This is a genomic window from Bradyrhizobium sp. RDI18 (assembly GCF_043203335.1).
Taxonomy (GTDB): Bacteria; Pseudomonadota; Alphaproteobacteria; order Rhizobiales; family Xanthobacteraceae; genus Bradyrhizobium; species Bradyrhizobium retamae.
The window spans coordinates 3,146,056-3,160,530 of record NZ_JBICRN010000008.1 but is presented as its reverse complement, the minus strand read 5'-3'; the positions used below and the strand labels follow the sequence as shown (position 1 = coordinate 3,160,530).

Genomic DNA, 14,475 nt, shown 5'->3' with positions numbered 1-14,475 from the left:
ACTTGACCACAGGCGAGGCTGGATGCCAACCGCTGGGATGCCACGCATTGCACCCATCTGCGTGATCATACCAAAGCTGTGGCCTCAACCGGTTGGTTGACGGCGTGGCAGGCAACCCCGTTGATCAGCTCGGGCGCTTGCCGCCGGCACAGATCGAAGGCGAGCGGACAGCGCGGGTTGAAGGCGCAGCCGGGCGGCGGGTCGATCGGATTCGGGATTTCGCCCTTGACCGGGATGCGCTGCCGGCCGGACATCGCGAGATCAGGAACTGCGCCGAGCAACATTTTGGTGTAGGGCATCCGCGGATTGGCGAACAATTCGCGGCCCTCGGCGATTTCAACAATGCGACCGAGATACATCACGCCGATGCGCGTCGCCATGTGGCGGACCACGGCGAGGTTATGGCTGATGAGGAGATAGGTCAGGCCGAATTTGTCCTGCAGGTCGCGCATCAGATTGAGGATCTGTGCCTGCACCGAGACGTCGAGCGCCGAGGTCGGCTCGTCGCAAACAATGAATTCGGCGTCTGATGCCAGCGCGCGCGCAATCGCGATGCGCTGGCGCTGGCCGCCGGAGAATTCATGCGGATATTTCAGGCCGTCGTCGGGATGCAGGCCCACGAGATTCAACAATTCGCCGACGCGTAAGCGGATATCGCGCTCGCCCTCGATCAGGTCGAAGGCGCGGATCGGCTCGGAGACGATGGCATCGACCCGGAAGCGGGGATTGAGGCTCGCGTAGGGATCCTGAAAAATCATCTGGATCCGGCGGCGCAGCCGCTGCCGTGCCTGCGCCTGTCTGGCATTCGTCATCGAGACGCCGTTGATGATGACTTCGCCCGAAGTCGGCGGCAGAAGTCCCACGACCATCCGTGCCACGGTGGTCTTTCCCGAGCCGGATTCCCCGACGAGAGCAAAAGTCTCGCCCTTCCTGATGTCGAACGTCACGCCGTCGACGGCTTTCAGGAATTCCGGACGGCCGCCTTCCAGCACGCGGTTGAGCCACGGCTTTGAGACGTCGAACACACGGCGCAAATTCCTCACATCGACAAAGGGTGGGCTCATGCCACGGTCTCCTTCGCCGCTTCATGGGGCGCGGTGTCGAAGAGATGGCAGGCCACGGCGTGCGAGCCGTGCTTGAGCGGCTCCGGCCGGTCGACGCGGCAGCGGTCGAACACAAAGGCGCAGCGCGGATTGAATGGGCAGCCTGGCGGGATGGCCGACAGCCGCGGCATCGAGCCGGGAATTTGCACCAGCCGCTTGTCTTCGCCGGCGAGCGTCGGGATCGCGCCCATCAGGCCCTTGGCGTAGGGATGCAGCGGGTTCTGCACGACATCCTGCACCGGGCCGATCTCGGCGATCCGGCCCGAATACATCACCGCGACCCGATCGGAAGTCTCGGCGATCACGCCCATATCGTGGGTGACCAGCATCACCGCCGTGCCGTGGTCGCGCCCGAGGCGCTTGATCAGCGAGATGATCTGCGCCTGCACGGAGACGTCGAGCGCGGTGGTCGGCTCGTCGGCGATGATCAGTTCCGGCTCGGCACAGATCGCCAGCGCGATCACGACGCGCTGGCGCATGCCGCCGGAGAATTCGTGCGGATAGGCGTCGATGCGTTTGTCCGGCGCGGGGATGCCGACCTCGGCCAGAAGATCGATGGCACGCTTGCGCGCAGCGGTCTCCGACAGATTCAAGTGGGTTCGAATCGTCTCGACGATCTGGTCGCCGATCCGGTAGAGCGGATTGAGGCTTGTCAGCGGATCCTGAAAGATCATCCCGATCCGTTTGCCCCGGATACGGCGGATTTCTTCCGGCGGCAGGTGATCGATCCGCGTTCCCGACAGATAGATCTCGCCGCCCGAAATGCGGCCGGGAGGATCGATCAGCCCGATCACGGCCAGTCCCGTGACCGATTTGCCGGCGCCGGATTCGCCGACCACGCCGAGCACTTCGCCCTTGGCGATGTCGAAGGAAACGCCGTTGATCGCGCGCAGCGTGCTGCGGCGGGTGAGGAATTCCACCTCGAGGTTACGCACGGAGAGGACGGGAACGGTCATCGGAGTTTCGGATTGAGCGCGTCGCGCAGCCAGTCGCCGAGCAGGTTGATGGAAAGGATCAGCCCCGCCAGCGCGATGCCGGGGAAGGCGACGATCCACCATTCGCCGGCAAACAGATAGTTGTTGCCGATCCGGATCAGCGTGCCGAGCGAGGGCATGGTGTCGGGCATGCCGGCGCCCAGGAACGACAGCGTCGCCTCGGTGATGATGGCAAGCGCAAGGTTGATGGTCGCAATCACGAGAATCGGGCCCATGGTGTTGGGCAGCACGTGGCGCAGCATGATCTTCGGGGCGGGAAGGCCGATCAGTTGCGCGGCCGCGACATAGTCCTTGTTCTTCTCGACCATGACCGAGCCGCGCACGGTGCGGGCGTATTGCACCCAGAAACTGAGACCGATCGCGACCACCAGAACCGCCAGCGTGCTCACGGCGTCGAGCCGGTTGTTGAACACCGATTTGGCGACGCCGTTGACCAACAGCGCGATCAGGATGGCCGGGAAGGTGAGCTGCACGTCGGCGATGCGCATGATCAGCCCGTCGACCGCGCCACCGACATAGCCCGCAATGAGGCCAAGCGTGATGCCAAGCGTGCCGGCAAAGATAACGCCGAGCACGCCGACGACGAGCGAAATCCGCAAGCCGTAAAGGATCGCAGAAAACACGTCGCGGCCCTGTTCATCGGTGCCGAGCAGGAACGGGCTCTGGCCTTCGGCGGTCCACAGCGGCGAGATCCGCGAATTCATCAATTGCAATTGCGCCGGATCGAACGGGTTCTGCACCGCCAGTTGCGATGCAAAAATCGCCAGCACGAAGAACAGGACCGTTACCCCCGCCGCCACCATCGTCATCCGGGAGCGGCGGAACGAGTAAAAGATGTCGCTGTCGAGCGCGCGCTTCAGCCAGCTCGCGTTCGAGCGTGCCCGCTGCGGGCTCGACTCTATTCGGTGTGGTACTACGGCGTCAGACATATCGGTCTCACTCATGCCGGACGGCGGATGGTCGAGCGCAGGCGCGGATCGACGACGGTGTAGAGGATATCGACCACCAGATTGATGGTAACGAAGATCAGCGACACCATCAGCAGGTAGGCGGCCATGATCGGGATATCGACGTTTTGCACGGCCTGCACGAACAACAATCCCATGCCCGGCCACTGGAAGACGGTTTCGGTGATGATGGCAAATGCAATTACCGAGCCAAACTGCAAGCCGGCGACGGTGATGACGGGAACCAGCGTGTTCTTCAGCGCGTGGCCGAAATGGATCGCGCGCGTGGTCAGGCCGCGGGCGCGGGCGAAGCGGATGTAGTCGGTGCGGAGCACTTCGAGCATTTCAGCGCGCACTAGCCGCATGATCAGGGTCATCTGGAAAAGGCCAAGCGTAATCGATGGCATGATCAGCGCCTTCAGGCCGGAAAGCGTAAGCAGGCCGGTGGTCCACCAGCCGATCCGCACCACGTCGCCGCGGCCGAATGAAGGCAGCCAGCCCAGCGTCACCGAAAACAGATAGATCAGAAGGATGCCGATCAGGAAGGTCGGCAGCGAGATTCCGATCAGCGACACCGCCTGGAAGAATTTTGTCAGAATCGTATCGCGCCGCAGCGCCGAATAGACCCCCATCAGGATGCCGAACACCATGGCGAGAACGGTGGCGCAGGCGGCAAGCTCCAGCGTTGCCGGCATTCGTTCCATCAACAGGTTCGAAACCGGCTGACGGAACTGATAGGAGACCCCGAACTTGAATTGCGCGGCATTGGCGAAATAGCGTGCGAACTGCACCGGCACGGGATCGTCGAGCCCGAGCGACTTGCGGACCGCCTCGCGTTCGGCGGCCGGCGTGTCCAATGAGACGATCTGGTTGACGGGATCGCCGGCGAAACGGAACATCGAGAACGCGATCACGCCGACTGCGATCATGACGCCGATGGCCTGGATTGCGCGGCGAAGAGTGAAAGCGAGCATGTATTCCTTTCACTGCTCTCTTGGTGCGGAGGTCGCTGTCGCCTGGAAAGCGAAAGGTCCCGGAAGCCGCTAGAGCCACCGGGACCTGTGTCGAGCCTAACTTAATCCTGTTTGGTCGCCCAGTAGAGCAGGACCTGGTTGTCGGCGCGCTGGCTCAGTTTCACTTTCTTCGACACGCCCCAGGCCAGCGCCTGCTGGTGCAGCGGGATGTATCCAAAGTCCTTTGCGCCAATTTCGTACGCTTGCTTGATCAGGAGATCGCGCTTGGCCATGTCGGATTCCTGCAGCACCTTGTCGGTGAGCTCGTCGAGCTTCTTGTTGCAGTAGCCGCCGAGATTGGCCTCGCCGCGGCTGGATTTCGGATCGTCACGGCAGCCCATGATGTCATACAGGACGTTGTGGGAATCGAGCGTGCCGGGTGTCCAGCCGAGCAGATAGAACGAGGTCTGATAGCCGCCCGGCTTCAGCACCTTGGCGAAATATTGCGCCTTGGGCTGGGCCAGCAGCGTCACCTTGACGCCGATGCGCGCCAGCATGCCGACGACCGCCTGACAGATCGCGGCGTCATTGACATAGCGGTCGTTCGGGCAGTCCATCGTGACTTCGAAGCCGTCGGGATAGCCAGCCTCGGTCAGAAGCTTCTTGGCGCCGTCGGGATCGAGTTTCGGACGGGTAAAGTCACCGGACAGCTTGAACAGTTGCGGGGCGATCATCAGTGCCGAGGGCGTCGACAGCCCGCGCATGACGCGGGTCTTGATCAGTTCGACATCGACGGCCTTGAAGAAGGCCTCGCGCACCTTGATGTCCTTGAACGGGTTCTTGCCCTTGATGTTGGAGTAGAGCAGTTCGTCACGCACCTGGTCCATGCCGAGGAAGATGGTGCGGAGTTCCGGTCCCTTCAGTACCTGGGCGTTGGGGCTGGAATCGACGCGCGTGATATCCTGGATCGGAACCGGCTCGATGACATCGACTTCGCCCGAGAGCAGGGCGGCGACGCGCGTGGCGTCCGAGCCGATCGGGGTGAAGACGATTTCCTTGAGATTATGCTCGGGCTTGCGCCACCAGTTCGGATTGGCCTTGTACACGGTCTTGACGCCAGGCTGATGGCTCTCGACGGTGAAGGGGCCGGTGCCGTTGGCATTGAGCGAGGCAAAGCTCGGCGTGGTGGCGGCAGCAGGCGTCGGTTCGACGGCGTTGTTCGTCTCGGCCCACTTCTTGTTCATGATGTACCAGGTATCCCATTGCGAATTGAGAATGGGATTTGGCGAGGTCAGGATGAAATCTACCGTGTGATCGTCGACCTTGACGACCTTGGCGTCGGCGGGAATACGGGTCTGCAGGTTTGAGCCCTTCTTGCGAACACGATCCGCCGAAAAGACGACATCGTCTGCGGTGAACGGGTCGCCATTGTGGAATTTCACGCCCTTGCGCAGATGGAACCGCCAGCGGGTCGGCTCCGGGGTCTCCCAGCTTTCCGCCAGCGCCGGGATGATCTTCAGGTCCTTGTCGCGAGCGGTAAGGCCTTCGAAGACATGTGCGAGATGCGCGTGGGTGGTGCTCTCGTTGAGCGTGTGCGGGTCGAGCGACTTGAGGTCACCCTGATTGGCATAGCGCAGGCTTTGGGCCGATGCCGGCGCCATTGCCACGGCAAGGATGGAAGCCGTGGCTGCTGCAAGCAAAGTCTGACGTACCGACATTTGTTCGATTTCCCCGCTTTTGATCAGCAATTTCCGCCGGATATTGCCGAGCCATGTTGCCAGAGTCCAGCCACCGCGCAAGCTTCATTATCCCGCACTGCGTGCCGGTTTGCGTGGCGGTGCGGCAAAGTCTAGTTTGCGCCTTGAGAGTGTGCGCGAGCACGTGACATTAAATTTTCGGAGTGCCGGATGGCGGAACTGAAGGCCGACGTTCTCGTCCTGGGTGCGGGCATGGTCGGCGTCGGCGCCGCTTTGCACCTGCAAAAACGTGGCCGGAACGTGGTTCTGATCGACCGCCATGATACAGCCGGCGAGGAAACCAGTTACGGCAATGGCGGGCTGATCGAATGCGCCTCGGTCTTTCCCTATATGTTTCCGCGGGACGTGGGCCAGATCCTGCGCTACGCGTTTCTTCGCGCGCCGCAGGTGCGTTACCATTTCAGGGATTTGCCGGTCTTCCTGCCGTGGCTGGCCCGGTATTTTCTCGCCTCCTCACCGGAGCGTGCACAGCACAGCGCAATGGCCGAATTGCCGCTGATCCAGCGCAGTCTGATCGAGCATGAGGCGCTGATTGCGGAAGCCAATGTGCCGGAGCTATTGCGGCGGACCGGCTGGATCAAGCTGTTTCGTTCCGAGGCAACCCTTGCGACTGCAGTGCAGGATCTCAAGCGCGCCGGGGAGCATGGCGTCGCCGGCGAGGTGCTGGATCGGCCTGCGATATCAGCGCGCGAGCCGCATCTGAGCGGCGATTTCAGCGGCGCGATCCATTTTCCCGCGCCGGGATTTGTGCCCGATCCCGGTGGGCTGGCCAAGGCCTATGCGGCGCTGTTCGGCCGCAAGGGCGGGCGTTACCTGGTCGGCGACGCCCGAACGCTCGAACAGTCGAGCGGACGGTGGCGGGTGGCGACGCTGGAAGGCACTATTGCGGCGCGCGAAGTGGTGGTGGCGATGGGGCCGTGGTCCGACCAGATCCTCGCCCCGCTCGGCTATTCGATCCCGCTTCAGGTCAAGCGTGGTTACCATTTGCATCTCAAGCCGCGCGGCAACGCGGTCTTGAATCATCCCGTGCTGGACACCGATCTCGGCTATCTCCTGGCGCCGATGAACCGCGGCATTCGGCTCACGACCGGCGCCGAGTTTGCCCACCGCGATGCACCACCAACGCCGATCCAGGTCGAGCGGGCCCTGCCGCGGGCGCACAGGCTGTTCCCGCTCGGCGAGCCGGTCGACACCAAGCCCTGGATGGGTGCGCGGCCCTGCCTGCCGGATATGCTGCCGGTGATCGGCAAGGCCCCCCGCCATGGCGGACTATGGTTCGATTTCGGCCACCAGCACCACGGCCTGACGCTCGGACCCGCGACCGGCCGCCTGCTGGCCGAAATGATGACCGGCGAGACGCCGTTTGCCGATGTCAGGCCGTTTGCGATCGAACGCTTTGGTTGACCATATCGGGAATTGAAGGGAACGGGGACCGGCTCTGATCCTTGCATGACTCGGTCCGTCGTGTCGATACTGCAGCAAGGGCAGCGCGATAAGGAACGGTCATGAAAGTTAATGTCGAAATCGATTGCACGCCGCTGGAGGCCCGGCAGTTCTTCGGATTGCCAGACGTCTCGCCGATGCAGACCGCCGTGATGGACAAGATGCAGCAGCAGGTGATGGCCAACATCGAAAAGGTGTCGCCGGAATCGCTGATCCAGAGTTGGTTCACGTTCGATCCCAAGATCGCCGAGCGATTCCAGGATATGTTCGTGACCATGGCCGGGCTCGGCGGCATGGCCAAGAAGGACAAGTGAGAGTGGCCATCGCGGAAAGCGGCGCAGCAACAGAAGAGCAGCGGCTTCGACCGCCAAGCCTGTTTCTGATGCTGGCCGAGACGCGGGCGCTGTTCGAGCTGAATTCGAGCCTGTTACTGTCGCCGCTGTTGTTGCGTGCGCCGAAGGGTGACGGGCATCCGGTGCTGGCGCTGCCGGGATTTCTCGCCAGTGATCTATCGATGGCGCCGATGCGGCGCTATCTGAAAGAACTCGGCTACGACACCTATGCCTGGGACATGGGCCGCAATTTCGGTGGCATCGCTTCCAAGCGTGGCGCACTGCAAGCTCTCCTGAGGCGCATCTATGAAGCTACTGGCCGCAAGGTCAGTCTGGTCGGCTGGAGCCTCGGCGGCGTCTATGCGCGCGATCTCGCACTGCAGATGCCGGGCATGGTGCGTTCGGTGATCACGCTCGGCAGCCCGTTTGCCAGCGACATCCGCGCGACCAACGCCACGCGGCTCTATGAGGTGCTGTCGGGAGAAACCGTCGACGACAATCCGGAAATCCGCCTGGCCATCGCCGGTGACCTCCCGGTGCCGGCGACCTCGATCTATTCGCGGACCGACGGCATCGTGAACTGGCACACCAGCCTGTTGCGTCCCTCCGCAACCGCCGAAAACATCGAGGTCCACCTTGCCAGCCATATCGGGCTCGGCGTCAACCCCGCAGCGTTGTGGGCAGTAGCCGACCGCCTGGCGCAGGCGGAGGGTGAGTTTAAGCATTTTGGCCGATCAGGACCATTTGCCATTGCCTATGGGCCCCCCGAAAATGCACAATCCTGAATCCACGCCCTGAGCTAAGGGCATGATCGCGAAAGATCCGTCCTGCAATTGATGCAGGATGGCTGCCGGTTTTCGGATATGCTCCAATAACAAAGACATTCCAGACGCCAGAAGCGCCGCCAAGGCGCCGCGTTTTCTACTGCGGGAGGAAAATATGGCGGACGCCAAGAAGCTGTCTTCGCTGGACGCGTCGTTTCTGTATCTGGAAACCCCGGAAATGCCGATGCATGTCGGCAGCATGGCGATCTTCCGCCTGCCCGAAGGCTACAAGGGCGACTTCTTCGAAGAGTTCAAGGCGATGATCGCCTCGCGGCTGCACATCGCGCCGATCCTGAAAGCCCGCCTGGAGAAGGCGCCGCTCGACATCGATCATCCGTCCTGGGTCGAGGACGACCAGTTCGACATCGACCGCCACATCTTCCGCGCCAGCCTGCCGGCGCCGCGCGATCGCGCGACGCTGGAGCGCATCGTCGGCTGGATGCATGCCAAACTGCTCAACCGCGCCCGCCCGCTCTGGGAGTTCTATGTCTTCGAAGGCATGAAGGACAACGAGATCGGGCTTTACTCCAAGATGCATCATGCCTGCATCGACGGCGGCGCCGGCGCCGCGCTCACCAGCATGATCTACGACATCACCCCGGTGCCGCGTCAGGTCGATCCGCCGACGGCGCGCAAGGTGGCGCCGGAGCCGCGCGACATCGCCGCCAACCTGATCGATTCCTACCAGCAGCTCTGGACCCAGCCCTTCGACCCGAAGGCGGCGCCAAAGAGTCTCGAACTGCCGCGCTCGGGAAAAAGCGATCTCGGCTCGATCCTGTTCGACAACGCCATGTTCCAGATCGAGAGCGCGGTAAAATTCGCCAGCAGCATTCCGACGATGCTCAAGAGCGTGTCAGATGTGGTCGGCAAGATTTCGGATCCCAAATCGCGCGACAGTCTGGCCAGCATGGCCTCGCCGCCGACCATCCTCAACAAGACGATCTCGTCGGAGCGCAGCTTTGCCGGCACCTCGATCTCGCTGTCGCGCGCCAAGGCGCTGGCAAAGACGTCCGGCGGCAAGCTCAACGACGTCGTGCTGGCGCTGTCTTCAGGCGTGGTGCGCCGCTACCTGATCAGCCAGGGCGCGTTGCCCAGCAAATCCCTGACCGCGGCGGTGCCGATCTCGCTGCGCGAGGAGGGCAACGCCGATGCCAACAACCAGGTGTTCGGCATGATCTGCGCGATCGCCACCAATGTCGACGATCCCAAGACGCGGCTGGAAACCATCATCGCGCAATCCACCAAGTCGAAGGAGATGTCGCATCCGCTGCGGGCGCTGATGCCGCAAGTCTCCAACCTTTCGATGCTGGGCGCGCCGATCGTGACCCAGATCCTTGCGCTGCTCTACAGCCGCTCCAACCTCTCCGACGTGCTGCCGCCGGCAGCCAACATCACCGTGTCAAACGTGCCCGGGCCGCGGCAGACGCTGTATGCCGCCGGCGCCGAACTGCTGCACATCTTCCCGGTGTCGATCTCGACGCATGGCATCGCGCTCAACATCACCGTGCAGAGCTACCGCGACCAGCTCGATTTCGGCTTCATCGCCGGCGCCAACATCATTCCGCATGTCCAGGTTCTCTGCGACATGCTCCCGGTCGAATTTGAAGCGCTGGAGGCGGCGTTCGCGCCGCCGCCGAGCGTGACCCGCGCCGCTGAATAGGGGGCCTGCCATGATTGAAATGCCGCCGCTGCAATTCGCCGAGGTGAACGGTATTCGCATGGGCTATTACGAGGCGGGGCCGAAGTCCGACAAGCCGCCGGTCATTCTCTGCCATGGCTGGCCGGAGATCGCGTTCTCCTGGCGGCACCAGATCAAGGCGCTGAGCGAGGCCGGCATCCGGGTGATTGCGCCGGATCAGCGCGGCTATGGCGCGACCGACCGCCCGGAGCCGGTCGAGGATTACGACATGGAGCATCTGACCGGCGATCTCGTCGGTCTGCTCGATCATCTCAAAATCGACAAGGCGATCTTCGTCGGCCACGACTGGGGCGGCTTCGTCGTCTGGCAGATGCCACTGCGTCATCTTAATCGCGTCGCCGGTGTCGTTGGCGTCAACACCCCGCATTGGGATCGCATGCCGGCCGATCCGATCGAGCTGTTTCGGCAACGCTTCGGCGACAAGATGTACATCGTGCAATTCCAGGACCCTGGCCACGAGCCCGACAGGATTTTCGGCAGCCGGGTCGAGCAGACCTTTGACGCATTCATGCGCAAGCCGGTGGCGCGGCCCCCGGGTACGCCGGAGGAGCAGCCGATTGCGGGTGTAGGCGCATCAGCGCGACTTAATCTGGCGTTTCCACAGATGATCGCGAATTACGATGCCAAGCACGATCCGCGTACGCCGATCCTGTCGGCGGAAGAAAAGCAGGTGTTCGTCGACACCTTCACCAAGACCGGCTTCACCGGCGGCATCAACTGGTACCGCAATTTTTCCCGCAACTGGCAGCGCTCGGAAGGGCTCGACCATACCGTCCGCGTGCCGTCGCTGATGATCATGGCCGAGAACGACGCGGTGCTGCCGCCGTCGGCCACCGAGGGCATGGAGAGACTGGTGCCGGACCTCGAGAAATATCTCGTGCGCGACAGCGGCCATTGGACGCAGCAGGAAAAGCCGGACGAGGTCAGTAGCAAGCTGATCGAGTGGCGTAGAAAAAGATTTGGGTAGGTCCGCATAACAAGCCGTCATTGCAAGGAGCGCAGCAACGAAGCAATCCATTCTTTCGTTTTGCCGAGCGATGGATTGCTTCGCTTCGCTCGCAATGACGGTTGAGGCAGGCAGGGGAGACACTTCGACAATGGCGTCCAGCAATAAACTCAGTCCGATCCCGCATCCGCCGAAGAAGCCCGTCGTCGGCAACATGCTGTCGCTGGACCCGAATGCGCCGGTGCAGCATCTGGTCAAGCTGTCCAAGGAGCTCGGACCGATCTTCTGGCTCGACATGATGGGCGCGCCGATCGTGATCGTCTCGGGCCACGATCTGATCGACGAGCTCTCCGACGAGAAGCGTTTCGACAAAACGGTGCGCGGCTCGCTGCGCCGCGTCCGCGCCGTCGGCGGCGACGGGCTGTTCACCGCCGACACGACAGAGCCGAACTGGAGCAAGGCGCACAACATCCTGCTGCAGCCGTTCGGCAACCGCGCGATGCAATCCTATCACCCGAGCATGGTCGATATCGCCGAGCAACTCGTGAAGAAATGGGAGCGGCTCAACGCCGACGAGGAGATCGACGTCGTGCACGACATGACGGCGCTGACGCTCGACACGATCGGTCTCTGTGGCTTCGACTATCGTTTCAATTCGTTCTACCGCCGTGACTACCATCCGTTCGTGGAGTCGCTGGTGCGCTCGCTCGAGACCATCATGATGACCCGCGGCCTGCCGCTGGAAAATCTGTGGATGCAGAAGCGGCGCAAGACGCTGGCCCAGGACGTCGCCTTCATGAACAAGATGGTCGACGAGATCATCGCCGAGCGCCGTCGCAATGCGGAAGCCGCCGAGGCCAAGAAGGACATGCTGGGCGCGATGATGACCGGCATCGACCGCTCAACCGGCGAGCAGCTCGACGACATCAACATCCGCTACCAGATCAACACCTTCCTGATTGCGGGCCACGAGACCACAAGCGGACTGCTCTCGTGCACGATCTACGCGCTGCTCAAGCATCCCGAGGTGCTGAAGAAGGCTTATGAGGAGGTCGACCGGGTGCTCGGGCCCGATATCAACGCCAGGCCGACCTATCAGCAGGTCACGCAGCTCACCTACATCACGCAGATCCTGAAGGAAGCGCTGCGGTTGTGGCCGCCGGCGCCCGCCTACGGCATCACGCCGCTCAACGACGAGACCATCGGCGGCAAGTACAAGCTGAAGAAGAATACGTTTATCACCGTGCTGGTGATGGCGCTGCACCGCGACCCCAGCGTCTGGGGTCCGAACCCGGACGTCTTCGATCCCGAGAATTTCAGCCGCGAGGCCGAGGCCGCGCGGCCGATCAATGCCTGGAAGCCGTTCGGCAACGGCCAGCGCGCCTGCATCGGCCGCGGCTTTGCGATGCACGAGGCGGCGCTGGCGATCGGCATGATCCTGCAGCGCTTCAAGCTGCTCGACGTACATCGCTACCAGATGCACCTGAAGGAAACGCTGACCGTCAAGCCGGACGGTTTCAAAATCAAGGTGCGCCCGCGCGCGGACAAGGACCGTGGCGCGTTTGCCGGCCGCACCGCTGTCGCGGCCGCTGCCTCAAACGCGGCGGCGCCACAGGCGCGGACCCGCCCGGGCCACAACACGCCGCTGTTGGTGCTCTATGGCTCAAACCTCGGCACCGCGGAAGAGCTGGCGACGCGGGTGGCTGACCTCGCCGAGGTCAACGGCTTCGCGACAAAACTCGGGGCGCTCGACGATTGCGTCGGCAAACTGCCGGAGCAGGGCGCGCTGCTGATCTTTTGCGCTTCCTACAATGGCGCCCCCCGACAACGCCACGCAGTTCGTCAAATGGCTGGACAGCGGCCTGCCAAAGGACGCATTCGCCAAGGTGCGATACGCCGTGTTCGGCTGCGGCAACAGCGACTGGGCTGCGACCTATCAATCCGTGCCGCGCATGATCGACGAGCAGTTGGCGGCGCACGGCGCGCGCAGCCTCTACAGCCGCGGCGAGGGCGATGCCCGCAGCGATCTCGACGGCCAGTTCGAAAAATGGTTTGCGGCGGCAGCACCCGCGGCCATGAAGGAGCTGGGCGTCGATTCCGGCTTCGCCCGCAGCGCCGACGACGCGCCGCTTTATTCGATCGAGCCGGTGGCGCCGTCGGCCGTTCACACCATCGTCGCGCAGGGCGGCGTCGTGCCGATGAAGGTGCTGGTCAATTCCGAACTGCAGAACAAGGCCGGCGCCAGTCCTTCCGACCGCTCGACGCGCCATATCGAGGTGGAATTGCCGCCCGGCATCGCCTACCGCGTCGGTGACCACCTCAGCGTGGTGCCGCGCAACGATCCGGCGCTGGTCGATTCCGTCGCGCGCCGTTTTGGCTTCCTGCCCGCCGACCAGATCCGGCTGCACGTCGCGGAGGGCCGTCGCGCGCAATTGCCGGTCGGCGATGCCGTGTCGGTCGGGCGGTTGTTGACCGAGTTCGTCGAGTTGCAGCAGATCGCGACCCGCAAGCAAATCCAGATCATGTCGGAACACACACGCTGTCCCGTCACCAAGCCGAAGCTGCTGGCCTATGTCGGCGACGACGATGTTTCCACCGAGCATTACCGATCGGACGTGCTGGCCAGGCGCAAGTCGGTGTTCGATCTCCTGGAAGAGCATCCGGCCTGCGAACTGCCGTTCCACGCCTATCTGGAAATGCTGTCGCTGTTGGCGCCTCGCTATTATTCGATCTCATCGTCGCCTTCGACCGATCCGTCGCGCTGCAGCGTCACGGTCGGCGTGGTGGAATCGCCCGCGAGTTCGGGGCGCGGCGTCTACAAGGGCGTCTGCTCGAACTATCTCTCTGGACGCCGCGTCGGCGATACCGTGCATGCGACGATACGCGAGACCAAGGCCGGCTTCCGGCTGCCGGACGATCCGGCCCAACCCGTGATCATGATCGGTCCCGGTACGGGGCTGGCGCCGTTCCGCGGTTTCCTGCAGGAGCGCGCGCATCGCAAGGCGCAGGGCGCAAAGCTCGGCCCGGCGATACTGTTCTTCGGCTGCCGCCATCCCGAACAGGATTTTCTCTATGCCGCGGAGTTGAAGGCCTTCGCGATCGACGGCATCACTGAGCTGCACACTGCCTTCTCGCGCGCCGACGGGCTGAAGACCTATGTGCAGCATCAGCTGGCGGCGCAAAAGGACCGCGTCTGGAACCTGATCGAGCAGGGCGCGATCGTCTATGTCTGCGGCGACGGCGGCAAGATGGAGCCAGACGTCAAGGCCGCGCTGGTTGCGATCTATCGCGAAAAGTCCGGCGCCGATGCCGATGCCGGCCTGCGCTGGATCGACGATCTCGGCACCAAGAACCGCTACGTGCTGGACGTCTGGGCGGGCGGGTAAGGCTTTTACTGTTGTCGTCCTCCGCGAAGGCGGAGGACCCAGTACGCCGCGGCCGTGGTGAGATGGTGCGCAACAACCACAGCCTCTGGG

Annotated in this window: 10 protein-coding genes and 1 pseudogene; 6 read left to right on the top strand and 5 right to left on the bottom strand. The window is 63.0% G+C overall.

Going from position 1 to position 14,475, the window contains the following annotated elements; genetic code table 11:
* Positions 1-65 precede the first annotated feature (65 nt).
* From ACFXS9_RS24310 to ACFXS9_RS24290, 5 genes are all read right to left on the bottom strand, one after another.
* Positions 66-1,064 (bottom strand): ABC transporter ATP-binding protein, encoded by a 999-nt coding sequence (locus tag ACFXS9_RS24310; RefSeq protein WP_392692802.1) that lies wholly within the window; start codon positions 1,062-1,064, stop codon positions 66-68.
* Positions 1,061-2,059, bottom strand: coding sequence for an ABC transporter ATP-binding protein (locus ACFXS9_RS24305; protein ID WP_334376639.1), 999 nt, complete (start codon positions 2,057-2,059; stop codon positions 1,061-1,063). Before ACFXS9_RS24305 ends, ACFXS9_RS24310 begins: the two co-directional genes overlap by 4 nt.
* Positions 2,056-3,027: an ABC transporter permease gene (locus ACFXS9_RS24300; protein WP_392692798.1), complete on the bottom strand. Its 972-nt coding sequence runs from the start codon at positions 3,025-3,027 to the stop codon at positions 2,056-2,058. The genes ACFXS9_RS24305 and ACFXS9_RS24300 overlap by 4 nt, the downstream gene beginning before the upstream one ends.
* Before the next feature lie 11 nt (positions 3,028-3,038).
* The gene (locus tag ACFXS9_RS24295; protein ID WP_057844461.1) at positions 3,039-4,019 is read right to left on the bottom strand and encodes an ABC transporter permease; all 981 of its coding nucleotides are present in this window, start codon (positions 4,017-4,019) and stop codon (positions 3,039-3,041) included.
* 101 nt (positions 4,020-4,120) lie between these two features.
* The gene (locus tag ACFXS9_RS24290) at positions 4,121-5,716 is read right to left on the bottom strand and encodes an ABC transporter substrate-binding protein (protein WP_392692794.1); all 1,596 of its coding nucleotides are present in this window, start codon (positions 5,714-5,716) and stop codon (positions 4,121-4,123) included.
* 189 nt (positions 5,717-5,905) lie between these two features.
* On the opposite strand from ACFXS9_RS24290, the gene ACFXS9_RS24285 reads away from it, so the two are divergent.
* The 6 genes and pseudogenes from ACFXS9_RS24285 (at position 5,906) to ACFXS9_RS24260 (ending at position 14,385) form a co-directional block, all read left to right on the top strand.
* Positions 5,906-7,159, top strand: a complete 1,254-nt coding sequence (locus tag ACFXS9_RS24285) for an NAD(P)/FAD-dependent oxidoreductase (RefSeq protein ID WP_392692792.1) — start codon at positions 5,906-5,908, stop codon at positions 7,157-7,159.
* Between the two features lie 101 nt (positions 7,160-7,260).
* Positions 7,261-7,512 carry a DUF6489 family protein gene (locus ACFXS9_RS24280; protein ID WP_065744106.1) on the top strand — a complete coding sequence of 84 codons (252 nt, stop codon included), beginning with the start codon at positions 7,261-7,263 and terminating at the stop codon, positions 7,510-7,512.
* 68 nt (positions 7,513-7,580) lie between these two features.
* The gene (locus tag ACFXS9_RS24275; RefSeq protein WP_392699987.1) at positions 7,581-8,315 is read left to right on the top strand and encodes an esterase/lipase family protein; all 735 of its coding nucleotides are present in this window, start codon (positions 7,581-7,583) and stop codon (positions 8,313-8,315) included.
* A gap of 154 nt (positions 8,316-8,469) precedes the next feature.
* Positions 8,470-10,014, top strand: a complete 1,545-nt coding sequence (locus tag ACFXS9_RS24270; protein ID WP_392692789.1) for a wax ester/triacylglycerol synthase family O-acyltransferase — start codon at positions 8,470-8,472, stop codon at positions 10,012-10,014.
* A 10-nt stretch (positions 10,015-10,024) separates the two neighbouring features.
* Complete coding sequence (locus tag ACFXS9_RS24265; RefSeq protein ID WP_392692786.1) at positions 10,025-11,020, top strand: alpha/beta fold hydrolase; 996 nt, start codon at positions 10,025-10,027, stop codon at positions 11,018-11,020.
* Positions 11,021-11,150: 130 nt separating this feature from the next.
* A pseudogene (locus ACFXS9_RS24260) lies at positions 11,151-14,385 on the top strand (bifunctional cytochrome P450/NADPH--P450 reductase).
* The last annotated feature ends 90 nt before the right edge of the window (positions 14,386-14,475 follow it).